At 73.0% G+C, this 25,055-nt stretch carries 26 protein-coding genes; 18 read left to right on the forward strand and 8 right to left on the reverse strand.

The window, feature by feature from the left end; all coding sequences use genetic code 11:
- Positions 1-187: 187 nt before the first annotated feature.
- The 3 genes from ACXR2U_RS19635 to ACXR2U_RS19645 all read left to right on the forward strand — a co-directional run bounded on the left by ACXR2U_RS19635 (position 188) and on the right by ACXR2U_RS19645 (position 2,858).
- Positions 188-901 carry an enoyl-CoA hydratase gene (locus ACXR2U_RS19635; protein WP_458826773.1) on the forward strand — a complete coding sequence of 238 codons (714 nt, stop codon included), beginning with the start codon at positions 188-190 and terminating at the stop codon, positions 899-901.
- 108 nt (positions 902-1,009) lie between these two features.
- Complete coding sequence (locus ACXR2U_RS19640) at positions 1,010-2,449, forward strand: MFS transporter (protein ID WP_458826774.1); 1,440 nt, start codon at positions 1,010-1,012, stop codon at positions 2,447-2,449.
- 52 nt (positions 2,450-2,501) lie between these two features.
- The gene (locus tag ACXR2U_RS19645; protein WP_458826775.1) at positions 2,502-2,858 is read left to right on the forward strand and encodes a nuclear transport factor 2 family protein; all 357 of its coding nucleotides are present in this window, start codon (positions 2,502-2,504) and stop codon (positions 2,856-2,858) included.
- 15 nt (positions 2,859-2,873) lie between these two features.
- On the opposite strand, the gene ACXR2U_RS19650 is transcribed toward ACXR2U_RS19645, so the two are convergent.
- Complete coding sequence (locus tag ACXR2U_RS19650; protein WP_458826776.1) at positions 2,874-3,827, reverse strand: siderophore-interacting protein; 954 nt, start codon at positions 3,825-3,827, stop codon at positions 2,874-2,876.
- A gap of 5 nt (positions 3,828-3,832) precedes the next feature.
- Here ACXR2U_RS19650 and ACXR2U_RS19655 point away from each other — a divergent pair, with 5 nt between their 5' ends.
- The 7 genes from ACXR2U_RS19655 to ACXR2U_RS19685 all read left to right on the forward strand — a co-directional run bounded on the left by ACXR2U_RS19655 (position 3,833) and on the right by ACXR2U_RS19685 (position 10,814).
- A complete protein-coding gene (locus tag ACXR2U_RS19655) occupies positions 3,833-4,828 on the forward strand; it encodes a FecCD family ABC transporter permease (RefSeq protein WP_458826777.1) in 996 nt (331 codons plus the stop codon).
- Positions 4,825-5,877, forward strand: a complete 1,053-nt coding sequence (locus ACXR2U_RS19660; RefSeq protein WP_458826778.1) for a FecCD family ABC transporter permease — start codon at positions 4,825-4,827, stop codon at positions 5,875-5,877. The genes ACXR2U_RS19655 and ACXR2U_RS19660 overlap by 4 nt, the downstream gene beginning before the upstream one ends.
- Before the next feature lie 4 nt (positions 5,878-5,881).
- Positions 5,882-6,700, forward strand: coding sequence for an ABC transporter ATP-binding protein (locus tag ACXR2U_RS19665; protein ID WP_458826779.1), 819 nt, complete (start codon positions 5,882-5,884; stop codon positions 6,698-6,700).
- Positions 6,697-7,713, forward strand: a complete 1,017-nt coding sequence (locus ACXR2U_RS19670) for an ABC transporter substrate-binding protein (protein WP_458826780.1) — start codon at positions 6,697-6,699, stop codon at positions 7,711-7,713. Before ACXR2U_RS19665 ends, ACXR2U_RS19670 begins: the two co-directional genes overlap by 4 nt.
- Positions 7,714-7,789: 76 nt before the next feature.
- The gene (locus tag ACXR2U_RS19675) at positions 7,790-8,611 is read left to right on the forward strand and encodes a thioesterase family protein (protein WP_458826781.1); all 822 of its coding nucleotides are present in this window, start codon (positions 7,790-7,792) and stop codon (positions 8,609-8,611) included.
- Between the two features lie 4 nt (positions 8,612-8,615).
- On the forward strand, positions 8,616-10,085 hold the full coding sequence (locus ACXR2U_RS19680; RefSeq protein WP_458826782.1) for a carboxylesterase/lipase family protein: 1,470 nt from the start codon (positions 8,616-8,618) through the stop codon (positions 10,083-10,085).
- Positions 10,086-10,088: 3 nt separating this feature from the next.
- Positions 10,089-10,814, forward strand: coding sequence for an alpha/beta fold hydrolase (locus tag ACXR2U_RS19685; protein ID WP_458826783.1), 726 nt, complete (start codon positions 10,089-10,091; stop codon positions 10,812-10,814).
- Here the strand turns inward: ACXR2U_RS19685 and ACXR2U_RS19690 are convergent.
- Positions 10,801-11,085 (reverse strand): acylphosphatase, encoded by a 285-nt coding sequence (locus ACXR2U_RS19690; protein WP_458826784.1) that lies wholly within the window; start codon positions 11,083-11,085, stop codon positions 10,801-10,803. The genes ACXR2U_RS19685 and ACXR2U_RS19690 overlap by 14 nt on opposite strands.
- A 24-nt stretch (positions 11,086-11,109) precedes the next feature.
- Between ACXR2U_RS19690 and ACXR2U_RS19695 the strand changes: the two genes are divergently transcribed.
- Together ACXR2U_RS19695 and ACXR2U_RS19700 are read left to right on the forward strand one after the other, a co-directional pair.
- Positions 11,110-12,564 (forward strand): NAD-dependent succinate-semialdehyde dehydrogenase, encoded by a 1,455-nt coding sequence (locus ACXR2U_RS19695; protein ID WP_458826785.1) that lies wholly within the window; start codon positions 11,110-11,112, stop codon positions 12,562-12,564.
- Between the two features lie 27 nt (positions 12,565-12,591).
- Entirely contained in the window at positions 12,592-13,344 is a 753-nt protein-coding gene (locus ACXR2U_RS19700; protein ID WP_458826786.1) for a trimeric intracellular cation channel family protein, read from the forward strand.
- A gap of 11 nt (positions 13,345-13,355) precedes the next feature.
- Here ACXR2U_RS19700 and ACXR2U_RS19705 read toward each other — a convergent pair whose 3' ends face one another.
- Positions 13,356-14,054 (reverse strand): IclR family transcriptional regulator, encoded by a 699-nt coding sequence (locus ACXR2U_RS19705; RefSeq protein ID WP_458826787.1) that lies wholly within the window; start codon positions 14,052-14,054, stop codon positions 13,356-13,358.
- Between the two features lie 65 nt (positions 14,055-14,119).
- On the opposite strand from ACXR2U_RS19705, the gene leuC reads away from it, so the two are divergent.
- The 4 genes from leuC to ACXR2U_RS19725 all read left to right on the forward strand — a co-directional run bounded on the left by leuC (position 14,120) and on the right by ACXR2U_RS19725 (position 17,681).
- Positions 14,120-15,517, forward strand: a complete 1,398-nt coding sequence (gene leuC, locus ACXR2U_RS19710; protein WP_458826788.1) for a 3-isopropylmalate dehydratase large subunit — start codon at positions 14,120-14,122, stop codon at positions 15,515-15,517.
- A 65-nt stretch (positions 15,518-15,582) separates the two neighbouring features.
- On the forward strand, positions 15,583-16,182 hold the full coding sequence (gene leuD / locus ACXR2U_RS19715; RefSeq protein WP_458826789.1) for a 3-isopropylmalate dehydratase small subunit: 600 nt from the start codon (positions 15,583-15,585) through the stop codon (positions 16,180-16,182).
- Positions 16,179-16,970 carry a class I SAM-dependent methyltransferase gene (locus ACXR2U_RS19720; protein ID WP_458826790.1) on the forward strand — a complete coding sequence of 264 codons (792 nt, stop codon included), beginning with the start codon at positions 16,179-16,181 and terminating at the stop codon, positions 16,968-16,970. The genes leuD and ACXR2U_RS19720 overlap by 4 nt, the downstream gene beginning before the upstream one ends.
- Before the next feature lie 210 nt (positions 16,971-17,180).
- The gene (locus tag ACXR2U_RS19725; protein WP_458826791.1) at positions 17,181-17,681 is read left to right on the forward strand and encodes an HU family DNA-binding protein; all 501 of its coding nucleotides are present in this window, start codon (positions 17,181-17,183) and stop codon (positions 17,679-17,681) included.
- Between the two features lie 236 nt (positions 17,682-17,917).
- Here ACXR2U_RS19725 and ACXR2U_RS19730 read toward each other — a convergent pair whose 3' ends face one another.
- The 3 genes from ACXR2U_RS19730 to cofC form a co-directional block, all read right to left on the reverse strand.
- Positions 17,918-18,817, reverse strand: a complete 900-nt coding sequence (locus ACXR2U_RS19730; protein WP_458826792.1) for an NUDIX hydrolase — start codon at positions 18,815-18,817, stop codon at positions 17,918-17,920.
- Positions 18,814-20,916 (reverse strand): RNA degradosome polyphosphate kinase, encoded by a 2,103-nt coding sequence (locus ACXR2U_RS19735; protein WP_458826809.1) that lies wholly within the window; start codon positions 20,914-20,916, stop codon positions 18,814-18,816. Before ACXR2U_RS19735 ends, ACXR2U_RS19730 begins: the two co-directional genes overlap by 4 nt.
- A 107-nt stretch (positions 20,917-21,023) precedes the next feature.
- Positions 21,024-21,674 carry a 2-phospho-L-lactate guanylyltransferase gene (cofC, locus tag ACXR2U_RS19740; RefSeq protein WP_458826793.1) on the reverse strand — a complete coding sequence of 217 codons (651 nt, stop codon included), beginning with the start codon at positions 21,672-21,674 and terminating at the stop codon, positions 21,024-21,026.
- Positions 21,675-21,746: 72 nt separating this feature from the next.
- Between cofC and ACXR2U_RS19745 the strand changes: the two genes are divergently transcribed.
- Together ACXR2U_RS19745 and ACXR2U_RS19750 are read left to right on the forward strand one after the other, a co-directional pair.
- Positions 21,747-22,511, forward strand: a complete 765-nt coding sequence (locus ACXR2U_RS19745) for a lysophospholipid acyltransferase family protein (protein WP_458826794.1) — start codon at positions 21,747-21,749, stop codon at positions 22,509-22,511.
- On the forward strand, positions 22,511-23,509 hold the full coding sequence (locus tag ACXR2U_RS19750; RefSeq protein ID WP_458826795.1) for an NAD(P)H-dependent glycerol-3-phosphate dehydrogenase: 999 nt from the start codon (positions 22,511-22,513) through the stop codon (positions 23,507-23,509). Before ACXR2U_RS19745 ends, ACXR2U_RS19750 begins: the two co-directional genes overlap by 1 nt.
- 25 nt (positions 23,510-23,534) lie before the next feature.
- Here the strand turns inward: ACXR2U_RS19750 and ACXR2U_RS19755 are convergent, their stop codons facing one another.
- Both ACXR2U_RS19755 and ACXR2U_RS19760 read right to left on the reverse strand, forming a co-directional pair.
- Positions 23,535-24,401, reverse strand: a complete 867-nt coding sequence (locus ACXR2U_RS19755) for an SDR family oxidoreductase (RefSeq protein ID WP_458826796.1) — start codon at positions 24,399-24,401, stop codon at positions 23,535-23,537.
- 5 nt (positions 24,402-24,406) lie between these two features.
- Positions 24,407-25,009, reverse strand: coding sequence for a malonic semialdehyde reductase (locus ACXR2U_RS19760; RefSeq protein WP_458826797.1), 603 nt, complete (start codon positions 25,007-25,009; stop codon positions 24,407-24,409).
- Positions 25,010-25,055: the final 46 nt, after the last annotated feature.

Here is a 25,055-nt window from a genome sequence, read left to right on the forward strand (position 1 = left end):
CGCCTTCGGGTTCCACACCGCAACACCACTGATCGCCCTGGCCATGCTCCACCTCGGCGGCCACCGACCCCAACTACCCCGACGGCACCCACACATCAGTCAGTAGACCCGGAAAAGCTGGCCACTCGGCGGTGAAGGTGACCACTCGCCGGGGTCGGGGGTGCCGGCACTCCGCGATGATGCGCGGGTGATCACCGCCGACCGCCGCGACGACGTCGCGCTGCTGACGATCGACCGGCACGAACGACGCAACGCGCTCGACCTCGAGCACGCCACCGAGCTGCTGGCGGCGCTGCGGGGGGCGGTCGACGACGGCGCGCGGTGCGTCGTCGTCACGGGCGCGGGCTCGTCGTTCTGCTCGGGCGCCGACCTCGACCAGGTCTATGGCGAGGACTTCCGCGCCGCGCTCGCCGCCCTGCTGCGTGGTCTCGCCGCGGTGCCGGTGCCGGTCGTCGCCGCCGTGAACGGACCGGCCGTCGGCGCGGGTACCCAGATCGCCGTCGCGTGCGACCTGCGGATCGTCGACGAACGGGCCCGGTTCGCCGTCCCCACCGCCCGCAACGGCCTCGCCGTCGACCCGTGGACCGTCGCCCGCCTCGCCGACGTCGCCGGGGGAGGCGTGGCGCGGGCGCTGCTGCTGGGGGTCGACACCGTGTCGGCCGAGCGGGCGCTGACCACCGGCCTCGCCGACCGCGCCGGCACCCTCGACGACGCCCTGGCCTGGGCCGCCGAACTGGCCACCCTCGCCCCGCTGTCGCTCGCCTACTCCAAGCTCGCGCTGAACGGCGCCGACCGCGCGGACGTCGACGCCGCCTTCGCCGCCTGCTGGGTCAGCTCCGACGTCCAGGAGTACCGCGCCGCGCGCGCCGAGGGTCGCCCGCCCCGCTTCACCGGTCGGTGAGCCGGGGAGGTCGGGCCCGCCGGCGCTGACAGCGTCGCTGACAGCGGTCGTGGTGCCGTGTCAGCACGGTGTGCGGGCGGTGCCAGCGCGACGGCCGACGCTACGAGCATGACCGCACTCGACCTCCCCACGAGCACCGCCACCGCCGCGGCGCCCACCGTGAACCGGTGGCGCTGGGTCGTCTTCGGCGTCGTGTTCGCCGCCAACCTCATGGACATCTTCGACGCCACCATCGTCAACGTCGCCGGCCCGTCGATCCACGACGACCTGGGCGGTGGCGCCAGCACCCTGCAGTGGCTGTCCGCGGGCTACACGCTCGCCTTCGCCGTCCTGCTCGTCGCCGGTGCCCGCCTGGGCGACATCCTCGGCCGGCGCCGGCTGTTCCTCGTCGGCTCCGCCGGCTTCACCGTCTTCTCGGCCCTGTGCGCCGTCGCTCCCGACATGCGGGTGCTGGTCGCGTTCCGCGCCCTGCAGGGCGCGTTCGGGGCGCTGATGATCCCGCAGGGCTTCGGGCTGATGCGTGAGGTCTTCGACGAGAAGGAGTTCGTCAAGGCCACCGGGCTGTTCGGTCCGGCCATGGGGCTGCCGATGCTGGCGGCTCCGATCGCCGCCGGCGCCCTGGTCGACGCCGACCTCTGGGGCACCGGCTGGCGGCTGGTCTTCCTCATCAACGTGCCGATCGGCGCGGTGTCGTTCGCCCTCGCCCTGAAGTCCCTGCCCCGCAGCCTCGGACGGCCCGGGCTCAAGCTCGACGTCACCGGCACCTGGCTCATCGGCCTCGCGCTCGTCGCGATCATCTACCCGCTCATCCAGGGGCAGCCCGACGGCTGGCCCGCGTGGACGTTCGTCCTGCTCGGGCTCGGTGTGACCCTGCTGCTCGCGTTCCTCCGGTGGGAGAAGCACCGCCGCGACGACGCCCTGATCGAGCCCTCGCTGCTCACCAACCGCACCTACCTGTCGGGGATCGCCGTGGTCCTCGCGTTGTTCGGCGCCTTCGGCGGCGTGCTGCTCGTGGTCTCGCTCTACGGCCAGCTCGGCGAGGGCTGGTCGCCCATCCACGCCGGCCTCACGCTCACCCCGATGGTGGTCGGCATGGTCCTCGGCATGGTGCTCGGGACGATCCTGGCCGGTCGGCTCGGGCGGCGGGTCCTGCACGCCGGGTTGGTGGTCATCGGTGCGGGTGTCGCCGTGATCGCCCTGACCGCGTCGATGTCGTCGTCGGTGTCGTCGTGGGACCTCGTCCCCGGCCTGGTCCTGGTCGGCGCCGGAGCGGGTGCCAGCCTGTCGCAGCTGTTCCAGTTCGTGCTGTCGAGCGTGTCGATGCGCGAGGTCGGCTCGGCCTCGGGTGTGCTGGAGGCAACCCAGCAACTGTCGACGTCGCTGGGTGTCGCGGTCCTCGGCACGATCTTCCTGTCCGGCTTCGGCGACCACCTGCCGACCCACGCCCTCGAGGTCACCGCCTGGGCCTGCCTGGTGCCGATCGCCATCGCGTTCGCGCTGGTCTTCCGGCTGCCGCGGCAGGCCCGGCCGGAGGAGCCGGTGGCCTGACGCCGCTACGGTGACGCACCGCTCGTTCGCACCGCACCCCGAGGAGTCCGTCGTGACCGACGTCGCCACCCTGATGCACGCCAACCTGTTCGAGGTGTTCGGCGAGCGCGACGCCGCCCGGCGTCGTGCGGCGGTCGACCGCACGTACGCGGAGGGCGTCGTGTTCGCCGACCCCGAGGCCGTGGTCACCGGGCGCGACGCGCTCGACGCCAAGGCCGCCGGCCTGCTCGCGTCCGCGCCGGACTTCGTGTTCACGGCGGCGGGTGAGGTCATGGTCAACCACGACCTCGGTCACCTCGCCTGGAACCTCGGGCCCGAGGGTCAGCCACCGGTGGTGCGTGGCCTCGACATCGCACTCGTCGAGGACGGCCTCATCACCAAGCTCTGGACGTTCCTGCTCCCGAGCTGAGACCGCGTCGGTGGGTCAGGTGGCCTCCGACGCGCCGCGCCGCCAATACCCCATGAAGGTCACGGCCCGCTTGTCGAGTCCGACCTCGCCCACCAGGTGGCGCCGCAGCGTACGGATGGTGCCGGCCTCACCCGCGAGCCAGGCGTAGAAACCGTCCGCGGCGCTGGCGACGTCCCACAGCAGGTCGTCGTCGTCGGAGTGGTCGGTGTCCTCGACCAACACCCGGTTCGTTGTCGTGTGCACCAGTCTTGCGGCAGTCGTGCGCACCGCTGCATCCAGCAACGATCCGTGCGGACGGCCGTCACGGCCCAGCCACACGACCTCGACGCCTGCAGGCGCCTGCACCGGCAGGACGTCCTCGGACGTCGGCACCTCGAGCACGGCCACGCCGCAGCGGTCGGGGGACAGGCCCGCGAGGATCGAGACGATCGCCGGCACGGCGGTCTCGTCACCCGCCACCAGCAGGTCGGCCTCGGCCGGTGGTGCCCACTCGGCGGCGCGGGTCGGGGCCCCGCTGCGGGCGTTCGGGCCGACCAGCAGGACCGGGTCGCCGGGCGTCACGGTCTCCACCCAGGCCGACGCCGGGCCGGTCGCGCCGTGCCGCACCATGACGACGTCGACCTCGCGCCGAGCGGGCCGCACCCCCGCCACGGTGTACGTGCGGATCGGGTTCTGCCGCTCCGGCGCGAGGTGCCGCCAGTCCAGGTACCAGTCCTCGCCGGTCCGGGGGAAGTCGCCGAGGCCGCGTCCGGGGAGCGGCAGCACCAGCTTGAAGCGCTGGTCGTCGCCGTGGTCGGCGAAGTCGTCGAGGTCGTCGCCGGTGACCGTCACCCGCACGAAGTGCGGCGTCAGGGGCGTCACCCCGCTCACGCGGGTCTCGAAGACGCGGTAGGCGGGCTCGGTCCGGGTGCTGGTGGCTGTCAAGGAGACCCCTCGCTCGGCATTCAGATTAGGTAAGGCTAACCTCATCGCCCATGTCGGTGTCCAGGACCGCCCGGGTCGTTCCCGTGCTGCTCGTGGCGCTGCTCGTCCTGGTGGTCGCGAGCCTCGCGATCGGCTCCGACCTGGTCGGCCCGGGCGCGGTCTGGGACGCCGTCAGGGGCACCGGCCCGGCCGACACGATCGCCGACGTCCGTGGGGGTCGGTGGCCCCGCACCCTGCTGGCGCTGCTCGTCGGCGCGGCGTTGGCCGTCGCCGGCACGGTGGCCCAGGGCCACACCCGGAACCCGCTGGCCGACCCCGGACTGCTCGGCATCGCCGCCGGGGCCGCGTTCGCGGTCGTCGCCGGGATCTACCTGCTCGACGTCCGCACCGCCTCGGGCTACGTGTGGCTCGCCCTCGCCGGCGCGTTCGCCGCCACGGTGGCTGTCGCGGCGATCGCCGCGCGCAGCGGCGGTGTCGGGTTCGCCCCGCTCGCGCTCGCCGGCGCGGCGGTGACCGCGCTGCTGGTCACCGGCACGTCGCTGCTCGTGCTCAACGACCGCACCACCCTCGACGTCTACCGCCGCTGGGTGGCGGGATCGCTGGCCGGCCGCGACCTCGGCGTCGCGCTCGACGTCGCGCCCTTCCTCGCGGTCGGTGCGGTGCTCGCCGTGCTCAACGCCCCCGGCCTGAACGCCCTGACCCTGGGCGCGGACGTCGCCGTCTCGCAGGGCCACGACGTGGGACGCATCCGACTGGTCGGGCTGCTCGCGGTGGTGCTGCTGTCGGGTGGTGCCGTCGCCGCCGCCGGGCCGATCGGCTTCCTCGGCCTCGCCGCCCCGCACATCGCCCGGCGCCTGGTCGGCGGCGACTTCCGGCGGCTCGTCCCGGTCTCCGGCCTGGTCGGCTCCGCGCTGCTGCTCGCCGCCGACATCGTCGGCCGGGTCGTCATCACGCCGTCCGAGTTGCAGGTCGGCATCGTGCTAGCGATCGCCGGCGGCCCGGTCTTCATCGCCGTCGCCCGGTCCCGACGGACGGTGGCGGTGTGACCACGACGCTGCAGCCGGCCGCGGCCGCTCCTCCCGTCCCGCACCGCCCGGCCGCCAGGGCCCTCGGCACGACCGTTGCACTGTGCATCCTGGCCGTCGTCGCGTTCCTGGTCTCGATGGCGGTCGGCCAGTTCCCCGTCAGCCCGGCCGGTGTCGTGCGGGCGCTGCTCGGCGGAGGTGACGAAGGCACCCGCTACATCGTCACCGAGGTGCGGCTGCCGCGGGCGGCGACGGGTGTCGTCGTCGGGGCGCTGCTCGCCACCGCGGGCGCGCTCACCCAGTCGTTCACCCGCAACCCACTGGCCAGCCCGGACCTGCTCGGTGTCACGGGCGGGGCGTCGGCCGCGGCGGTCGCCGCCATCGTCGTCGGCGGCGGAACCTACGGCCTGGCCGCGGGATACGCCACCGTCGCGATCCCCATCGCCGCGGCCGTCGGTGGCCTGGTCACCGCGCTGCTGATCTTCGGGCTGGCCTGGCGGGGCGACCTCGCCCCCGACCGGTTCGTCCTGGTCGGCATCGGCGCCTCGTTCATGACCACCGCCGCGGTCTCGTGGCTGCTGGTCTCGGCGTCGATCAGCGAGGCGGGCTCGGCCGCGGTCTGGCTGACCGGCTCGCTGAACTCGCGCTCGTTCGACCAGTTCGTGCCGCTCGTCATCAGCGCGGCGATCCTGTTGCCGGCCGCGGCGTTCCTGCGTCGGCCGCTCGCGGCCATGGCGCTCGGCGACGACGTCGCCCGTGGCCTCGGCACCCGGCTGCGCACGGTGCAACTCACCGTGGCCGCGCTGTCGGCGCTGCTGGCATCTGCCGCGGTCGCCGCCGCCGGCCCGGTGCCCTTCGTCGCCCTGGTCGCACCGCAGATCGCCCTGCGCCTCACCGGCCGGGCCGACATCCCGCTGCTCGCGAGTGCCGCCACCGGCGCCGCGCTGGTCACGGTCGCGGACCTCATCGGCCGGACCGTCACCGACTTCGAGATCCCTGTCGGCCTCATCACCGCGGCCATCGGCGCTCCGTACCTCATCCGGCTGCTGGTCCGGCGACGGAAGGCGTGACCCCGTGACCCTGCGCACCGTCCGACTCACCCTCGGCTACGACGACCGCACCGTGGTCGAGGACCTCGACCTCGACCTCCACCCGGGCACGACCGCGGTGGTCGGCCCGAACGGCTGCGGCAAGTCCACGTTGCTGCGCGCCCTCGGTCGACTTCTCCCGCCACGCGCCGGGCACGCCGAACTCGACGGCCGCGCCGTGGGGGACTGGAACACCAAGGCCCTGGCCCGACGGCTGGCGCTGCTCCCGCAGACCACCCAGGCCCCGCCCGGGCTCACCGTGCGCGACCTGGTGGCGCGCGGCCGATTCGCCCACCAGGGTCTGCTGCGGCAACCGACCCGCGCCGACGTCGCGATCGTCGACGAGACCCTCGCAGCCGTCGGCCTCACCGCCGAGGCGGGACGGCACCTCGACCAGCTCTCCGGCGGCCAGCGGCAGCGGGCCTGGATCGGGATGACCCTCGCCCAGCGCACCGACGTCCTGCTGCTCGACGAGCCGACGACCTACCTCGACCTCGCCCACCAGGTCGAGGTGCTCGACCTGGTGCACCGGCTGACCGTCGACGGCGGGCTCACCACCGTCGTCGTGCTCCACGACCTCGGCCTCGCCGCCCGCTACGCCGACCGGCTGGTGGTGCTGCACGGCGGCCGGGTCCACGCCGACGGCCACCCGCGTGAGGTGCTCACCGAGGCCATGCTGCGCGACGTCTTCGGACTGTCCGCCCGCGTGCTCACCGACCCCGACACGGGCGATCCCGTCGTCGTCCCGCACACCGCGGTCCGCCGCCCGGCGGCCGCGACTCCCACGAAGGAGCTCACCGCATGACGTCCCGCCCGACCCGGCTCTCCCGCCTGGCCGCCGTCACCGCCGCCCTCGTCGCCCTGACCCTCACCCTGGCCGCGTGCGGCTCCGGAGGTGACGACGCGAGCGGGGCCGCGGGCGGTTCCGGCCCGTGGTCGTTCACCGACGACCTGGGCAAGACGATCTCGCTCGACGAGACCCCCGACCGCGTCGCGGGGTACAGCGACCCGCTCGGGTCGCTGTGGAGCTACGGCATCGAGCCGGTGGCGAGCTTCGGGCAGACCCCGATCTCCGACGAGCCGGGCTTCGATGGCAAGGACACGAGCGGGGTCACCGAGGTCGGCCGGGCGTACGGCGAGATCAACATCGAGTCGCTCGCCGCGGCGCGGCCGGACATCGTCGTCGTCACCCACTACCCGACGGCGCGGGGGAAGGACCTCGACCCCGACGGCCTGTACTACGGCTTCAAGGACCTCGCGCAGCAGAAGGCGGTCGCGGCCATCGCGCCCCTCGTCGTCATCGGCGTGAGCGGCGAGGCGACCGACGTCGCCGACCGGATCGTCGACCTCGCGGTGTCGCTCGGTGTCGACGAGGACTCCGGTGTCATCGCCGATTCGCGCGCGGACTTCCAGGCCGCGGCCGACCGGTTGAAGGCCGCCGCGGCCTCGGGACTCACCGTCTCGGCCATCGCGGGGTACGTCGACGACGGCGTGTACGTGGCCCGCTGGCAGGACGACCCGCTGCTCAACACCTGGCACACGCTCGGCGTCGACGTCCCCGACCTGCCCGGCGACAACTACTACTGGCTGCAGACCTCGTGGGAGAACATCGCGGACCAGGCCACGGACGTCGTCCTGTACTCGGAACGGGCGATGGACGCGGACGCCCTGGGCAAGCAGGCCGGGTTCTCGCAGACGCCCGCGGCGACCTCGGGCCAGTTGCACCCGTGGGCGGTCGTGGCGTTCGACTACGTCGCGATGGCCCGCGACACCGACGACCTGGCGGGGTGGCTGGAGGGGTCCGAGCCCGTCGCGTGACCGTGGGGCAGGATCGGGGCATGTCGCGCCAGCGTCCCGCGTCCCGCCCGCTCACCGCGCTGGGCCGGCGCTGACCGTGGGGTTCGACGACGACACCCGGGTCACGCCGGCCCCCGGCGGCGGCCACGACGCCTCGGTGGGCGCGCGCTGGGACGGCGCGCCGGGCGTTCCCAACGGCGGGTACCTCATGTCGATCGCGACCCGCGCGCTCGCGGCGGACATGCCGCTGCCCGACCCGGTCTCGGTGTCGGCCGTGTTCCTGCGGCCGGGACGACACGGTGCGGCGCACGTCGCGACCGCGGTGCACAAGGCCGGGCGCCGGATCGCCTTCGGCAGCGCGGTCCTCACCCAGGAGGGCGACGAGGTGGTGCGGGTCCAGGCCGCGTTCGCCGACCTCGACCGGCCCGACGCTCCCGACCTCGCCCACGAACGTCTGACGCCGCCGGATCTCCCGCCGGTCGAGCAGTGCCTGGACCCGACCACGCTGCGGCCCGAAGCCGCGTCGCACGCCGAGTCGTCGGTGATGGGCCGGCTGGAACTGCGCTATCCCGAACTCCCGGGCTGGGCGCAGGGACGCCCGAGCGGGTTCCCGACATCGGCGTTGTGGCTGCGGATGCGCGACGGCCGCGAGCCCGACCCGCTCGCCCTCGTGCAGTTCGCCGACGGCATGCCCCCTGTGGTCGCCGACCTCGGGGTGTGGTCGACGACCGTCGAGCTGACCGTCCACGTGCGGGCGCGTCCGGTTCCCGGCTGGTTGCGCGCCGTGGTCGACACCCGGCACGTCGGGCACGGTTTCCACGAGGAGGAGGTCGACCTGTGGGACAGCTCGGACACGTTGGTGGCGCAGTCGCGGCAGTTGGCCCTGGTGCTGCCGATGACGGCCGTGGGCGGGCGGTGACCCGGTGAACTCTCTCGACGTCGAGACGTCCTCGGGCACGTTCCGGGGCGTGCGGCGGGCCGCCGGGACCCACGCCTGGTTCGGGATCCCGTACGCCGCCGCGCCGGTCGGACCGTTGCGGTTCCGCCCGCCCGCGCCGGCCGTCCCGCTCACCGGGGTCCGGCCGGCCGACCGCTACAGCGCGGGCGCGCCCCAGGCCGGTTCGCTCACCGCACCGGTCCGCGCCCTCGGTGACGGCGTCGGTGAGGACTGCCTGTACCTCAACGTGCACGCCCCGAGCGGGCCTTCGTCGTCCGACACCGGGCGGCCGGTCCTGGTGTGGATCCACGGGGGTGCGTTCACCGGCGGCAGCGGCGCGCTCTACAACGGCGCCCACCTCGCCGATCTCGGCGACCTCGTGGTCGTCACGGTCAACTACCGGCTCGGGGTGTTCGGCTTCGTCGACCTCGGCGCGGTCACCGACCTCGACGTGTCGACGAACAACGGCCTGCGCGACCAGATCGCGGCGCTGCGGTGGGTCCACGAGAACATCGCCGGGTTCGGAGGCGATCCGGCGCGGGTGACGGTCGCGGGGGAGTCGGCCGGCTCGATCGCGGTGGCGATGCTGATGTGCGCGCCCGCGACCGACGGCCTGTTCCGCGGCGCGGTCATGCAGAGCGGGTCGTACTCGCTGGTGCACGGCGACCGCACCCGCGAACGCATCGCCCGGCGGTACCTCGACGACCTCGGCGTCACCAGGGACGCGTCGGTGCTGAGGTCGCTGTCGACCGGCCGGCTGCTGGAGGCGCAGGAGGCGGTGCGCAGGGCCGTCACGGGCACCACCCCGGCGGCGCCGTGGTTCGACGACGACCTCGTGCCGGGATCGTTGCAGGCTGCACAGTCCAGCACCCGTCCGGGCGTGGCGTTGCTCGCGGGCAGCAACCACGACGAGGTCGAGCTGTTCCGCAAGCTGCCGGGTGACGTCGTGCCGACCGACCGGGCGACCGTCGCGGCCCGGCTGACCGCCGCGCTCGGCGAGGTCCACGCCGCCCGCATCCTGCGGGCCTATCCCGCCGACCGGCGCGGCGACCGGGCGTTGACCACCGACTTCGACTTCGCCCAGCCGACCCGGCACTTCGCCGAGCGGCACGCCGTGGCGGGGGGACCGGCGTTCGTCTACCGGTTCGACGCCGGTGTGCCCTGGTGGGGCGCGACCCACGCGGCCGAACTGCCCTACCTCTGGAACTGGAAGGGCCCGGCGTCGTGGGCGTTGCGCGGCCCGGCCGGCGCGGCCCGGTCCTCGCTCGCCGCCCGGCTGCAGTGGGCGTGGGTGCGGTTCGTCCACGACCTCGACCCCGGGGACGACTGGCCCGGCTACGACCCCGACACCCGCGCCGTGCGGGTGTTCGACGTCCCGGGCGACCACATCGAGCCCGATCCGCACTCCGACCGCCGCCTGGCCTGGGCGGGGGCGGACGTCATGCCGAAGGACTGACCGTTGCACACCGAACACCTCGGCCCCGCCGACGACCCGCAGGCGCCCCGGGCGCTGCTGGTCCACGGCATCACGTCCTCGGCCGCCACGATGTGGGAACTGGCCGAGCCGCTCGCCGTCGCCGGGTGGGCGGTGACGGCGGTCGACCTGCCGGGTCACGGGGCGTCCGGACCCGCGTCCTCGTACCGCTTCGCCGACGTGGCCGACGCCGTCCACGCCGAGGTCGGCGACGGTTTCGACCTCTACGTCGGTCACTCCCTCGGCGGGGCGATCGGGACCGAACTGCTCGCGCGACACCCCGGCGTCGCCCGGCGGGCGGTGCTCATCGACCCGGCGCTGGTCGCGCCGGCCGACGCGGTGGCAGGTCTCGCGGACCAGCTCGTCGCCGACAAGTCCCTCACCGCGGACGACGTCGCGGCCGCGCACCCGCACTGGCACCCACGGACCGTCGAGGCGCGTGTCGCCGCCACGGCGGCCGCCGACGTCGAGGCCGTGCGGCGGTTCGTGCTCGACAACCAGCCGTGGGACGTCACCGCCGCGGCGGCCGACGTCGCGGTGCCGGTGCTCGTCCTCGTCGCGACCGACGGGTCGGCGCTCGCGCCGTTCCTGCTCGAGTCACTCCCGGCGGCGAACCCGCGGTGGACCTTCGAGACCGTGCCCGACTCGTCGCACTCGATCCACCGGGACCACCCGGAGCTGGTGGTGCAGCGGTTGCTCAGCGCTCGGTGAAGCCGTGGCGGCCGGTCGGCGTGAGGGTCGAGGTCACGACCTCCTCGACCCGACCGGGGGTGCCCCCGGACCGGAGCGCCGTCACCAGGGCGTCGAGGTCCGGCTCCGGCCCCTCGGCGTCGACCTCGACCCGGCCGTCGTCGAGGTTCTTCGCGTGCCCCGCGAGCCCGAGTTCCAGCGCGCGGGCGCGGGTCCACCACCGGAACCCGACGCCCTGCACCTGACCGGACACCAGCGCACGGACCCGCACGACGTCAGCCACACCACCCACGGTAGGGCGAGTAGAAACGACGTCATGACCAAGCTGCCCGGCATCGACCTCGACATCCCCACCGGCGTGTTCCTCGACGGTTCGTGGGGTCCGGGCGGGGGTGGCACCTTCGACGTGCTGAACCCGTCGACCGGTGAGGTGCTGACCAGTGTCGCCGACAGCGACCTCGCCGACGCCGACCGCGCGCTCGCCGCGGCCGCGGCCGCCGCTCCCGGCTGGGCGGCCACCGCCCCGCGCGAGCGTTCGGTGGTCCTCCGCAACGCCTTCGAGTTGATGATCGAGCACGCGGACGACCTGGCCCGCCTCATGAGCCTGGAGATGGGCAAGTCGCTCACCGACGCCAAGGGCGAGGTCACCTACGCCGCCGAGTTCTTCCGGTGGTACAGCGAGGAAGCCGTGCGCATCGGCGGTGAGGTCCGGATGGCGCCCTCGGGCGCGAACCGGATCGTCACGTTCAAGAAGCCGGTAGGGGTCTCGCTGCTGCTGACACCGTGGAACTTCCCGGCCGCCATGGCCACCCGCAAGCTCGGGCCGGCTCTCGCCGCGGGCTGCACGACCATCCTCAAGCCGGCCGAGGACACCCCGCTGACCGTGCTGCTGCTCGCGCAGCTGATCACCGAGGCCGGCGCGCCGGCCGGCGTGGTCAACGCCCTGCCGGTGAGCAAGCCCGGCCCGCTCGTCGAGCACCTGCTCGCCGACACCCGTGTGCGCAAGGTGTCGTTCACCGGCTCGACCGGCGTGGGCGCGCTCCTGCTGGGTCAGGCCGCTGCGAACATCACGAGCGCGTCGATGGAACTGGGTGGCAACGCCCCGTTCCTCGTCTGCGACGACGCCGACCTCGACGCCGCGGTGGACGGCGCCATGCTGGCCAAGATGCGCAACGGCGGCGAGGCCTGCACCGCCGCCAACCGTTTCATCGTGCACCGGTCGGTCGCCGAGGAGTTCACGCGGCGTCTCGCCGAGCGCATGGGCGCGCTGAAGGTCGGACCCGGTGTCGAGGAGGACACCCAGGTCGGTCCGATGATCAACGCCAAGGCGGTGAAGGGCATCGCCGACAAGGTCGACCGCACCGTGGCCGCCGGCGCCCGCGCCGTCATCGGCGGTGCCGCGCCCGACCGCCCCGGTTTCTTCTACGCGCCCACCGTGCTCGCCGACGTCCCGCTCGACTCGCCCGCCGCCACCGACGAGATCTTCGGCCCGGTCGCACCGGTCATCACCGTCGACGACGACGACGAGGCCGTCCGCATCGCCAACTCCACCGAGATGGGGCTCACGGGCTACGTCTACACCCGCGACCTCGGACGCGGGCTGCGGTTGTCCGAGCGCCTCGAGGTCGGCATGGTCGGCCTCAACCGCGGGCTGGTCTCCGACCCCGCGGCGCCGTTCGGCGGGGTCAAGCAGTCCGGCCTCGGTCGCGAGGGTGGCTACGAGGGCGTCGAGGAGTACCTGGAGACGACCTACGTCGCGACCACCTGGTGACCGATGCCGGGGTGGAACACTGCGCCCGTGCTGCTCGCGCTCCTCGACCCGTTCCGGTCGGGACTGACGGTCCCGTCGTGGATCGACCTGTCGGCGATCGTGGTCGGCGCGCTGTCCGGCGGTCTGCTCGCCGCGCGTGAGGGTTTCGCCGTCACCGGCGTGCTGCTGCTCTCGCTGGTGTCCGGCCTCGGGGGCGGTCTGATCCGTGACGTCCTGCTCGGCGTCGGCACGCCGGTGGCGCTGACCGATCCGCTCTACCTGCCGACGGTGTCGGTCGCGGCGCTGGTGGCGTTCTTCTTCGCGGGCTGGCTGGCCCGGTTGAACCCGCTGCTGGTCGTGCTCGACGCCCTGGCGCTCGGGCTGTTCACGGTCGTGGGGGCCGAGAAGGCCGACCTGTACGGGTTCCCCGGGGCGTCGGTCGTGTTCCTCGGCGTGGTGACGGCCGTCGGCGGCGGGTTCATCCGTGACCTCATCCTGGGGCAGGTCCCCGACATCGCCCGGCCCGGCACGGTGAACGCCTTCGCGGCGCTGCTGGGCGCCATCCTGCTCGTGACCACCAAGCGCGTGGCCGGCGTCGACACCGTCGTGGCCGACCTCGTGACCATCGTGTTCGTCACGGGTCTGCGGCTGCTCGCGGTCTGGCGCGGCTGGCAGATCTCCGGCCCGGTCGACCTCTCACGGCGGCTGCCCGATCTCGCACCGCTCGCGCGGACGCGGGCCGTGCGCACCCTGCGCCGGACCCCGTTGCCCCGGCCCCTGCGTCGTCGCGGTCCGAGCTGAGTCGCGCCGGGTCAGGCGTGCAGCCTCGCGGCGGCCGCCGCGAGCACCGGGCCGTACCGCACCCCGGGGGAGCGGCCGAACCGCTCGATCGGGCCGCTGATCGACAGCGCCGCGACCACCGCGCCGTCCGGGCCGCGGACGGGCGCTGACACCGACGCCACACCGGGTTCGCGTTGGCCGGCCGACTGCGCCCAGCCGCGCCGCCGGACCTCCGCGAGGGTGCGGGCCGTGTACTGCGCCTGCGTGAGGACCTCGGCCACGGCGGGCTCGTCGTCCCACCAGGCGACCAGCACCTGCGCTCCGGACCCCGCGGTGAGCGGCAGTCGCGCGCCGACCGGGACGGTGGTGCGCAGGCCGTGGGTGCGTTCGGCGACGGCCACGCAGACCCGCTCGTGCCCCTCGCGCCGGTAGAGCTGCGCACTCTCACCACAACTGTCGCGGACCGTGGCGAGGACGGGAGCCGCGTTGGTCAGCAGGGAATCGGGCCGGGCGGCGGCGAGTTCGGCCGCGCGCTCCCCGACCACGTAGCGGCCGTCGGCGTCACGGGCGACGAGCCGGTGCTTCTCCAGCGCGGTGGCGAGCCGGTGGGCGGTCGCCCGCGGCAGCCCGGTGCGGTCGACGAGTTGACCGAGGGTGACCGGCTCCGCGGTGACGGCGTCGAGTACCGCCACCGCTTTGTCCAGCACCCCGATACCGCTAGGCTGTCCCACAAGGTGAACGTACCGTCCCACAGTCTGGGACGCCAATCGTTCAGGGCGACGAGCTGGGAGAGCGCATGGGCACGACACTCGCGGAGAAGTTGTGGGACCGGCACGTGGTCCGCCGGGCGGTCGGGGAACCCGACCTGCTCTACATCGACCTGCACCTCGTCCACGAGGTGACCAGCCCGCAGGCGTTCGACGGCCTGCGCCTCGCCGGGCGACCCGTGCGCCGCCCCGACCTCACGGTCGCGACCGAGGACCACAACGTCCCGACCACCGACATCTTCCTGCCGATCGCGGACGAGGTCAGCCGGCTGCAGGTCGAGACGCTGCGCGCCAACTGCGCGGAGTTCGGCATCCGGCTGTTCCCCATGGGCGACATCGAGCAGGGCATCGTCCACGTCATCGGCCCGCAGCTCGGGCTGACCCAGCCGGGTATGACGATCGTCTGCGGCGACTCCCACACCTCGACCCACGGCGCGTTCGGCGCGCTCGCGTTCGGCATCGGCACCAGCCAGGTCGAGCACGTGCTCGCGACCCAGACCCTCCCGCTGGACCGGCCCAAGACCATGGCCGTGACCGTGAACGGCGACCTGCCCGACGGCGTGACACCCAAGGACGTCATCCTCGCGGTCATCGCGAAGGCCGGCACCGGCGGTGGCCAGGGCTACATGGTCGAGTACCGCGGCAGCACCTTCGAGAACATGACGATGGAAGGCCGCATGACGGTCTGCAACATGTCCGTCGAGTGGGGCGCCCGCGCGGGGATGATCGCGCCGGACCAGGTCACCTTCGACTACATCCAGGGCCGGCCGTACGCGCCGAGCGGCGAGGACTGGGACGCCGCCGTCGCCGACTGGCAGAGCCTGCGCACCGAACCCGACGCCGAGTTCGACGCCGAGGTCACCCTCGACGCCAGCACCCTCACGCCGTTCGTCACGTGGGGCACCAACCCCGGGCAGGGTGCGCCGCTCGGCAGTGCCGTGCCCGACCCGGCGAGCTTCGAGGACGTCGACGAACGCGCCGCGGCCGAGAAGGCCTTGGCGTACATGGGTCTCGAGGCGGGCACGCCGTTGCGGGAGGTGGGTGTCGACACGGTCTTCGTCGGGTCCTGCACCAACGGCCGCATCGAGGACCTGCGTGCCGCCGCCGCCGTCATCGAGGGCCACAAGGTCGCCGAGGGCGTGCGTCTGCTGGTCGTCCCCGGCTCGATGCGGGTGCGGGAGCAGGCCGAGCGCGAGGGTCTCGACGCCATCTTCACGGCCGCCGGTGGTGAGTGGCGCGGGGCCGGATGTTCCATGTGTCTCGGCATGAACCCGGACCAGCTCGCCCCGGGCGAGCGCAGCGCGTCGACCTCCAACCGCAACTTCGAGGGCCGGCAGGGCAAGGGTGGCCGCACCCACCTGGTCTCACCGCTGGTCGCCGCCGCCACCGCCGTCACCGGCACGCTCTCGTCCCCCGCCGACCTGTAACCCCACGAAGTCCTCCTCGCGACCGCGGCTCGACGACTTCGCGCGGGGACCCCGAAAGGATCACGATGGACACGTTCACCGTTCACACCGGCACCCCCGTCCCGTTGCGCCGCAGCAACGTCGACACCGACCAGATCATCCCGGCCGTCTACCTCAAGCGCGTCACCCGCACCGGGTTCGAGGACGGCCTGTTCCAGGCCTGGCGCGCCAACGAACCCGACTTCGTGCTGAACCAGGAACGCTTCCAGGGCGCGACGATCCTGGTCGCCGGACCCGACTTCGGCACCGGCTCCTCGCGTGAGCACGCCGTCTGGGCGCTCATGGACTACGGGTTCAAGGCCGTCATCGCCCCGCGGTTCGCCGACATCTTCCGGGGCAACTCGCAGAAGGCGGGGCTGCTCACCGTCGTGCTGGAGGAGAAGGTCGTCCAGCGGCTGCAGGACGACATCGAGGACGACCCCACGCTGCAGGTGACCGTCGACCTGGTCGAGCGTCAGGTGCGGTGGGAGGGCGAGGTGCACCCGTTCGAGCTCGACGACTACACGCGCTGGCGCCTCATGGAGGGCCTGGACGACATCGGCCTCACGCTGCGCCAGGAGACCGCGATCGACGACTACGAGCCGACCCGCAAGCCGTGGATGCCGCGGGTCGCCGTGCCGTCGTGACCGCCACCTGGAGCGCCGACGCCTACGGCTCGAACCTCGGTCACCACCGCGTCTACGACGACGATCTGCTGGCGTCGTTGGGGTTGCGCGGCGACGAGCGGGTGCTCGACCTCGGGTGCGGCGTCGGCGACGTCGCCCACGCGTTGGCGCGGGCGGTCCCGGACGGCTCGGTCACGGCCGTCGACGCCGACCCGGACATGGTCCGCGCCGCATCACAGCGGTCGGCGCCGAACCTGCAGGTCGAACAGGTGCGGGCGCAGGACGTCGGCTCGCGCTTCGGCGCGGACGCGTTCGACGTCGTGGTCAGCGTCGCGGTGTTGCACTGGGTGCCGGTCGCCGATCAGGCCGCGGTGGCCGAGGGTGTCGCGCACGTCCTGGTGCCCGGCGGCCGGTTCCGCGCCGACTTCGGCGGGCGGGGTCAGATCGCCGCGGCGCGCACCCTGCTCGACGAGGTGGCCGTGGCGCACGGCGGATCACCCGCCGCCTGGTACTTCCCCTCGGTCGACGAACACCGCCCGTTGCTCGACGCCGCCGGTCTCGACACGTCCGACCCGGGGTGGATCCGTCGGCTGGAGCAGCGACGCCCGTTCGACGAGGACGGCGTGCGGGGCTGGCTCGCGAGTCAGGTCTCGATCGCGTACCTGCCGGGCGTCCCCGCGCCCGAACGGGCCGATTTCCTCGACGACGTCGAGAAGATCGTGTTACCCGGATTACGTCGCGCCGACGGCACCTACGACCAGGACTACGTCCGGATCGACCTCCTGGCGACGGCGGGGAAACCCTCGTAGGAGTCGAGGGATTCTCCGATCACCGGTCGGCGCGAGGACGGCGCCGACCGGCCCGGCGGGGTCGGGAAACCCCGCCGCTCACGGGCGAAACTCACCCGCTGCGCCGCGCGTGTCGCATGACGTGCGCCCGTTCCTGCCCTACGGTGTGCTCTTGACCGCTCGTCCGAGCGGCACGCCACCCATCGGCGTACCCGTCCTAGGAGGACACCCGTGAACAAGGCGCAGTTCATCGAGGCGCTGGCAACGCGGCTCGACACCGATCGTCGTGCCGCCCAGACCTACCTCGATGCCGTGTTCGACCAGATCTACGCGACGGTCAGCAAGGGCGAGGAGGTCGTCCTCACCGGCTTCGGCAAGTTCGAGAAGCGTGACCGCGCGGCCCGCACCGCCCGCAACCCCGCGACCGGCGCGCCGGTCCGGGTCAAGAAGACCTCGGTGCCGGGCTTCAAGGCCGGCACGGAGTTCAAGGCCATCGTCAGCGGTGCCAAGAAGGTCGCGAAGGCTCCGGCGAAGAAGGCCGCGAAGACCACGACGGCGCGCACCGCCGCGGCGAAGAAGACCGCCGCTGCTCCGGCCCGCAAGACCGCCGCCAAGAAGACGGCTGCCGCGCCGGCCCGCAAGGTCGCCGCCAAGAAGGCCGCCGCGCCTGCCCGCAAGGTCGCCGCCAAGAAGGCCCCGGCCAAGAAGGCAGCGCGCAAGACCGCTCGCTGAACCACCGCACGAACCGCGTCACGCAGAGGGCCGCGTCGGACACCCCGGCGCGGCCCTCTGCTGTGTTCGCACCCTGCCGTCTCCGACCCCCCCGAGGACTGGTGAGTGGTCACTTCCCCGGTCGAGTGGGCGGAAATCTCTCGCCACTCGCAGGGAAAGGTGACCACTCACCAGATCTGGGAGGGCACGGGCGGGGCGGGAGGGTGCCCGTTCGCCGGACGGGGTTGCGGGGACGGTCAGGGGCGGGGGCGGTCGTAGCGGTCGATCCAGACCGGCACACCGGCGCGGACGCCGACGACCCACCACGCGGCCTTGCGGGTGACGGTGCTCGACACCGTCGACAACAACCGCGGCGGCAGCCACTGCTCGAGGATGCCCGGCAACGCCGTGCCCTGGCTGCACACGACCGTCACCGGGTGCTGCAGTGCGAGCGTGGTGACGGCCTCGACCGCCGCGGCGGGATCGGCCTCGTACGACTCGTCACTGACCTCGGGCATCGACGTCACGGCGAGGTCGAGGCGAGCGGCCAGCGGGGCGACCGTCTGTTCGCACCGCACCCGGTCGGCGGCGAACACCGCGGTGGGGCCGAAGGTCTCGAGCAACGGACCCAACGCCGCGGCCTGGATCTCGCCACGCTCGTCCAGGGGACGCAACCGGTCGTCGCCGTCCCAGTCGACCCGTTTGCCGGCGCGAGCGTGGCGGACGAGGGCCACCACGGACGTCGTCTCGGGGATGCGACGGAAACCGTCGAGCACCGAACGGTCGTCGGCGTACGACAACCGGGCGCCGACCTCGTCGACCGGCAGCCACTCCAGCGCCCCGACCTCGTCGACGTCGCCGATCTCGCCCGAGCCGAGCGGGCCGGTGTCGCGCATCGACCAGTACTGCACGGCCTTGGCCTGGTTGCCGACGTCGTAGCGGACGGTCTGCAGCCGGCGTCCGACGCGCACGAGCCGGCCGGTCTCCTCACCGACCTCGCGCACCGCCGCCAGCAGGGGTTCCTCGCGGCCGTCGAGCTTGCCCTTGGGCAGCGACCAGTCGTCGTAGCGCGGCCGGTGCACCACGGCGACCTCGACGCCCGCCCCACCCGACCGCCAGAGCAGGCCGCCGGCCGCCCTGATGTCCGTGGCGCTCAACGACGCGTCGGGCTCTCGTCGTCGAAGAGGTGCAGCAGACGCTCCTGGTAGTCGACGTCGCCGGTGCGCTCCCACGAGCCGTCGGAGCGCTGGTTCCACGAGAAGGTGTCGGGATCGAAGGCGAGGTCGAGGCACTGACGCAGGTGCGCGGTCGCGACCTTGTCCTGCACCGGCGCGAGCACCTCGACGCGACGGTCGAGGTTGCGGTGCATGAGGTCGGAGCTGCCGATGAAGTACTCGGGTTCGCCGTTGTTGGCGAAGTAGGAGATCCGCGAGTGCTCGAGGAACCGGCCCAGGATCGAACGCAGCTCGATGTTCTCGGACAGGCCGGGGACCTGCGCGCGGATCGTGCAGAACGTGCGCACGAGCAGTTGCACCCGCACGCCGGCCATCGAGGCCCGGTAGAGGGCGTCGGAGATCTGCTCGTCGACCAGGTGGTTGGTCTTGATCTGCACGTGGCCACCGCGGCCCGCTTCGGCGTGGGCGATCTCGCGCTCGATGCGCGACACCAGCCCGCGCCGCACCCCGAACGGGGCGACGAGCAGCCGCTGGTACTCGGTCTGGCGCGAGTACCCGGTGAGGACGTTGAACAGGTCGGTGAGGTCCGCGCAGATCGCCTCGTCGGCGGTGAACAGCCCGAGGTCCTCGTACATCCTGGCCGTCTTCGGGTTGTAGTTGCCGGTGCCGACGTGGGCGTAACGCCGCAGGTTGCCGCCCTCCTGACGGACGACCAGCGCGGTCTTGCAGTGCGTCTTGAGCCCGACCAGGCCGTAGACGACGTGGCACCCGGCGCGTTCCAACGCGCGGGCCCAGCTGATGTTGGCCTGCTCGTCGAAGCGGGCCTTGATCTCGACCAGCACCACGACCTGCTTGCCGCGCTCGGCGGCGTCGATGAGGGCGTCGACGATGGGGGAGTCACCGGAGGTCCGGTAGAGGGTCTGCTTGATGGCGAGCACGTTCGGGTCGATCGCCGCCTGCTCGATGAACCGTTGCACCGAGGTCGCGAACGACTCGTACGGGTGGTGCACGAGCACGTCACCCTCGCGCAGGGTGGCGAACACGGACTTCGGGGTCTCGCCCTCCATGAACCGCGTGGGCGTCGCCGGCGTGAACGGCTTGTCCTTCAGAGTCGGGCGGTCGAGCCCGTAGATCTGCCAGAGCGACGTGAGGTCGAGCAGACCCGGCAGCTTCTGGACGTCCTCGGGTTGCACCTCGATCTCGCTCATGAGCAGGTCGAGGACGGCGTCGTCGATGTCGTCGCCGACCTCGAGGCGCACCGCGTGACCGAACTTGCGGCGGGCCAGTTCGCGTTCGAGGGCCTGCAGCAGGTCCTCGTCGCGGTCCTCCTCGACCTCGACGTCGGCGTTGCGGGTGACGCGGAACAGGTGGTGCTCCACCACCTGCATGCCGGGGAACAGCATCGACAGGTGCGCGGCGATGAGTTCCTCCAGCGGCAGGAACTCCGCCGACGAGGTGGTCTCGGAGACCATGACGAAGCGCGGCACGTTGTTCGGGACCTTCACCCGCGCGAAGCGGTCGATCTCGCTGTCCGGTTCGCGCACGATGACGGCGAGGTTCATCGAGAGCCCCGAGATGTACGGGAACGGGTGCGCCGGGTCGACCGCCAGCGGGGTCAGGACCGGGAAGATCTTGGACTCGAAGTACTCCTTGAGCCGCGTGCGGCCCTCGGCCGACACCGAGTCCCAGTGGACGATGCGGATGCCGTGCTCGCCGAGCGCCGGTTCGATGTCGTCGGTGAAGGCGCGGGCGTGCCGGACGGCGAGCTCGCGGGTGGCGTCGGCGAGGGCGGCGAGGGTCTCGCGCGGTGACATCCCGCTCGCGGTGGAGACCTGCAGGCCCATGTCGGTGCGCCGCTTCAACCCGGCGATGCGCACCATGTAGAACTCGTCGAGGTTGCTCGCGAAGATCGCGAGGAACTTCGCCCGCTCCAACAACGGCTGTTCGGCGTTCTCGGCCTGTTCGAGCACGCGCTCGTTGAAGGCGAGCCACGAGAGCTCCCGGTTGCTGAACCGGTCGGCCGGGAGGTTCACCGCCAGCGCGCTGTCGTCGACCGGTTCGGGTTCGATGTCGACGTCGATCGCGCCCGCCTGGGCGCCGTTCGTCGGCAACGGACGGCGGGGGGTGCTGGTCGTCAGGTCGGTGTCGGACACGCCGGTGATTCTGCCCGTCGGAGATGAACGGGAGTTCACACCCCGCCGCTGGCCGCGGCCGCAGGCTCGGCGAGCGCGGCGCGGGTGGCCGGCCCGAACCCCGTGGCGGGCGGGCCGGTGAGGTCCTCGGGGACGTCGACGTCGTGCCTTGCGGCGGCGGCCGCGCGGACCGGGGTCGCGGTGCGGGCGTGGCGTGCGGCCGACCCCGGGCCGAACTCGGGCTCGAGCGGGCCCTCGGTGACGGCCAGCATGGTCGTGCCGGAACCCGCGAGGTCGGGGACGAACGCGCGGGCCGACCGTCCGGCGGCGTCGAGCACCTCCCGCAGGGCGAAGGGGGTGAGCGCGGGCAGGTCGCCGACCACCGCGATCCGGCCGGCGGCCGGGAACTGAGCGGTGGCGTAGGCGTCGGCAGCGCGCAGGGCACCGTTGAGACCGGGTTCCTGCTGGACGACGACGTCGACGCCGGCACCGAGGCCACGGGCGGAGTCCGGCCGGTCGACGGCGGCGACCACCGCGACCACGCCGGCGGTACCGCGGATCGCCGCGAGGGTGTCTCGCCGCATCGCGGTCACCACGGCGGCCAACCGGTCGGGATCGTCGAACGCGGGCTGCAACCGCGACTTCGAGCTCGCGACCGCCTTGACCGGCAGCAGCACGACCCACTGCCGTGCGGGTGCCTCGTCCACGCGTCCCATTCTCCCCGCCCGCCGTCGGGCGTCGTGACACCGCCCCGGGCCGGCGTCCGGCAGACTGCACGCGTGTCACCGAGAGTCCCGAAGCACCGCGGCAGCATCGAACCCCGGACGCCGTGGTTCCGCGCCGCCATGGTCGTCGTGGGTGTGCCCGCCGGTCTGCTCTTCAAGCTGCGGTACCGCGGCGTCGAACACCTGCCCCGCACCGGTGGGGTCATCCTCGCCGTCAACCACATCAGCTACGCCGACCCCGTCATCATCGGCCGCTTCGTCTACGACGCCGGCCGCAACCCGCGCTACCTCGCCAAGGACAGCCTGTTCGACGTGCCGATCCTCGGCCGTGGCCTGCGCGGGATGGGTCAGGTGCCCGTGCACCGCGGAGGTCCGCACGCCAAGGAGGCCCTGGACTCGGCGGTCGAGGCGCTGCGGCGGGGCGAGACGATCATCGTGTACCCCGAGGGCACCGTGACCCGCGACCCGGACCACTGGCCCGCGGCGGGAAAGACCGGTATCGCCCGGTTGGCGCTGCTGGCGCCGGAGATCCCCGTGGTCCCGGTGGGCCAGTGGGGTCCGCAGACGATCGATGTGTACCGCAAGAGCTTCAAGGTTCTGCCCCGTAAGCCCGCGACCATCGCCGCGGGGCCGGCCGTCGACCTGTCACGCTGGCGGCACGGCGCGGACGGCCCGGTGGCCCCGACCGCCGAGAACCTCCGCACCATGACCCGCGTGGTGATGGACGCGCTGCTGACCCAGGTGGAGGAGGCGCGCGGGGAGAAGCGGCCGCCGGTGTCGCCGCCCCCGGTCGAGACCGCCGTGCCGGACCAGACCTGATGACGACCGCCGCGGTCCTCGGCGCCGGCTCGTGGGGGACGGCCTTCGCGAAGGTGCTGGCCGACGCCGGCACGCCGGTGCGGTTGTGGGCCCGGCGCGACGAGATCGCCGACCGGATCAACACGACCCACGAGAACCCGGACTACCTGCCGGGGACGGTCCTGCCGGCCGGGGTGGTGGCGACGTCGGACGCCCGGGCGGCGCTCGACGGCGCGGACCTGGTGGCGCTCGCGGTCCCTGCCCAGCAGCTGCGGGAGAACCTCGCCGGGTGGACACCGGACCTGCCGGACGACTCCACCTTGGTGTCGTTGATGAAGGGCATCGAACTCGGCACCGCCAAGCGCATGAGCGAGGTCATCGCCGAGGTGGCCGGGTTGCCGTTGGAGCGGATCGCGGTGGTCTCCGGGCCGAACCTCGCGCGGGAGATCGCGGCCGGTCAGCCCACGGCGACGGTGATCGCGTGCATCGACGAAGCGCGGGCCGAAACGTTGCAGGATGCCACGACCAACCCGTACTTCCGTCCGTACACCAACGTCGACGTCGTGGGGTGCGAGCTGGGCGGGGCGGTCAAGAACGTCATCGCGCTGGCGTGCGGCATGGCGCGCGGGCTCGACTTCGGCGACAACACGCTCGGGTCGATCATCACCCGCGGCCTGGCCGAGACGGCCCGCCTGGGGGCGCAGCTCGGCGCGAATCCCCTGACTTTCGCGGGGCTCGCGGGCCTCGGTGACCTGGTCGCGACCTGCGTGTCTCCGCTCTCGCGCAACCGCACCTTCGGGGAGCGCCTCGGCCGCGGCGAGACGTTGCAGCAGGCGCAGGAGGCCACGCACGGTCAGGTCGTCGAGGGCGTCAAGTCGTGTGCGGCCGTGCTGGACCTGTCGGCCCGCGCCGGGGTCGACATGCCGATCTGCCGCACGGTCGACGCCGTCTGCCACCACGGTCTCGCGCCCCAGGAAGCGGTGCGGATGCTCATGGGACGCGAGACCACGCGCGAGTAGCCGGACCTCGCGCGACGGGTGGGGCTCAGGCGCCGACGATGCGGTGCAACGCCTCGTCGAGCGGGACCGGCGGCCGGCCGAGGAGCGCGACGAGGTCGTCCGGCGCGGTGGCCAGTTCACCGTTCGCGATCGCGGTGTCGATGGAGACCACGAAACCGGCGACCGGATCGGGCAGCCCGGCCTCGAGCAACGCGGCCAGGTGGTCCTCCGTCGACAGGTCGACGTAGGTGACCGTGCGGCCCGTCGCGGCCGACAGCGCGCGGTAGAAGTCGTCGAGCGTCACGAGGGGTCCGGCCAGTTCGTACACGGCGTTCTCGTGCCCGTCGCCGAACGCCGCGGCCGCGGCGGCCTCGGCGTAGTCGGCGCGCAGCGCGAGCCCGACCCGGCCGTCGTGCGCCGAGCCGATCGCGGACCCACGTTCGAGGGTCGCGTCGAGGTCGCGGGTGTAGTTCTCGACGTACCAGTTGTTGCGCAGCACGGTGTAGGGCACCGTTCCCGCCTGCAACAGTTCCTCGGTCGCCCGGTGGTCGTCGACCAACGAGAACGAGGACGTGTCGGCCTGCGGAGCGCTGGTGTAGACGATGCGCGAGACGCCGGCGGCGGTGGCCGCCTCGATCACCGCGGTGTGCTGCGGGATGCGCTGGCCGGGGTCGCTGCTGCTGACCAGCACCAGGACGTCGACGCCCTCGAAGGCGGTGGCGAGGGTGTCGGGTCGGTCGTAGTCGCCGACCCGCACGGTCACGCCGCGCTCCGCGAGGTCCGCGGCCTTGGCCGGGTCGCGGACCACCGCGATCACGTGGGCCGGGTCGGCGCCACGGTCCAGCAGGGAGGTGACGATGCCGTGGCCGAGGCCGCCGGTCGCGCCGGTGACGGCGTAGGTCGTGTCGGTCATCGCGCTCACGCCCAACGCACGACGTCGTCGTGGGGGAGCCGGGGCAGGCGGTCGAACCACGGGTTCTCACCGGGCTGGCCGAGGTTGACGGCGAGGATGGCCCGCTCGCGGCCACCGGGGAAGAACTCGGCGGTGACAGCGTCGCGGTCGAACCCGCCCATGGGGCCCGCGGCCAGGCCGTGGGCGCGCGCGGCGAGGATGAAGTACCCCGCCTGCAGGGCGCCGTTGAAGCTCGCGGCGGCGCCCCGGGCCTCGGGGCCCTGCGCCTCCCACTGGTCGCGCAGGTGCGGGCGCGCCGGGAAGGTCTGCTCGGTGAACTCGTGGAAGTCGGTGTCGGCCGCGAGGAGGGCCGTGACGGGCGCAGCGGCGGTCTTGGCCCGGTTGCCCTCGTTCATCAGGGGAACCAGGCGGGCCTTGGCCTCCGCGGTGCGGACGAACACCACGCGCAGCGGCTGGGTGTTGGCGGCGGTGGGCGCCCACTTCGCGAGCTCCCACACGGCGGCCAGGGTCTCGTCGTCGACCGGGGCGTCGGAGAACGAGTTCGCCGTCCGCGCGTCGGTGAACAGCAGGGAGCGGCCGGCGTCGTCGAGGACGGGCAGCCGCGTCATGGTCGAGGTCATGACCGGTGCAAGACCGGGCACCACTAGGTAATTC

The organism is Jatrophihabitans sp. YIM 134969 (genome assembly GCF_054456675.1).

Coding starts and splice junctions, on each gene's coding strand:
- ACXR2U_RS19755 (WP_458826796.1), bottom strand. CDS start 24,401: ATGACCGACACGACCTACGCCGTCACCGGCGCGACCGGCGGCCTCGGC.
- ACXR2U_RS19650 (WP_458826776.1), bottom strand. CDS start 3,827: ATGAGGTTAGCCTTACCTAATCTGAATGCCGAGCGAGGGGTCTCCTTG.
- ACXR2U_RS19760 (WP_458826797.1), bottom strand. CDS start 25,009: ATGACGCGGCTGCCCGTCCTCGACGACGCCGGCCGCTCCCTGCTGTTC.
- ACXR2U_RS19670 (WP_458826780.1), top strand. CDS start 6,697: ATGACGTCCCGCCCGACCCGGCTCTCCCGCCTGGCCGCCGTCACCGCC.
- ACXR2U_RS19750 (WP_458826795.1), top strand. CDS start 22,511: ATGACGACCGCCGCGGTCCTCGGCGCCGGCTCGTGGGGGACGGCCTTC.
- ACXR2U_RS19695 (WP_458826785.1), top strand. CDS start 11,110: ATGACCAAGCTGCCCGGCATCGACCTCGACATCCCCACCGGCGTGTTC.
- ACXR2U_RS19640 (WP_458826774.1), top strand. CDS start 1,010: ATGACCGCACTCGACCTCCCCACGAGCACCGCCACCGCCGCGGCGCCC.
- ACXR2U_RS19655 (WP_458826777.1), top strand. CDS start 3,833: ATGTCGGTGTCCAGGACCGCCCGGGTCGTTCCCGTGCTGCTCGTGGCG.
- leuC (WP_458826788.1), top strand. CDS start 14,120: ATGGGCACGACACTCGCGGAGAAGTTGTGGGACCGGCACGTGGTCCGC.
- leuD (WP_458826789.1), top strand. CDS start 15,583: ATGGACACGTTCACCGTTCACACCGGCACCCCCGTCCCGTTGCGCCGC.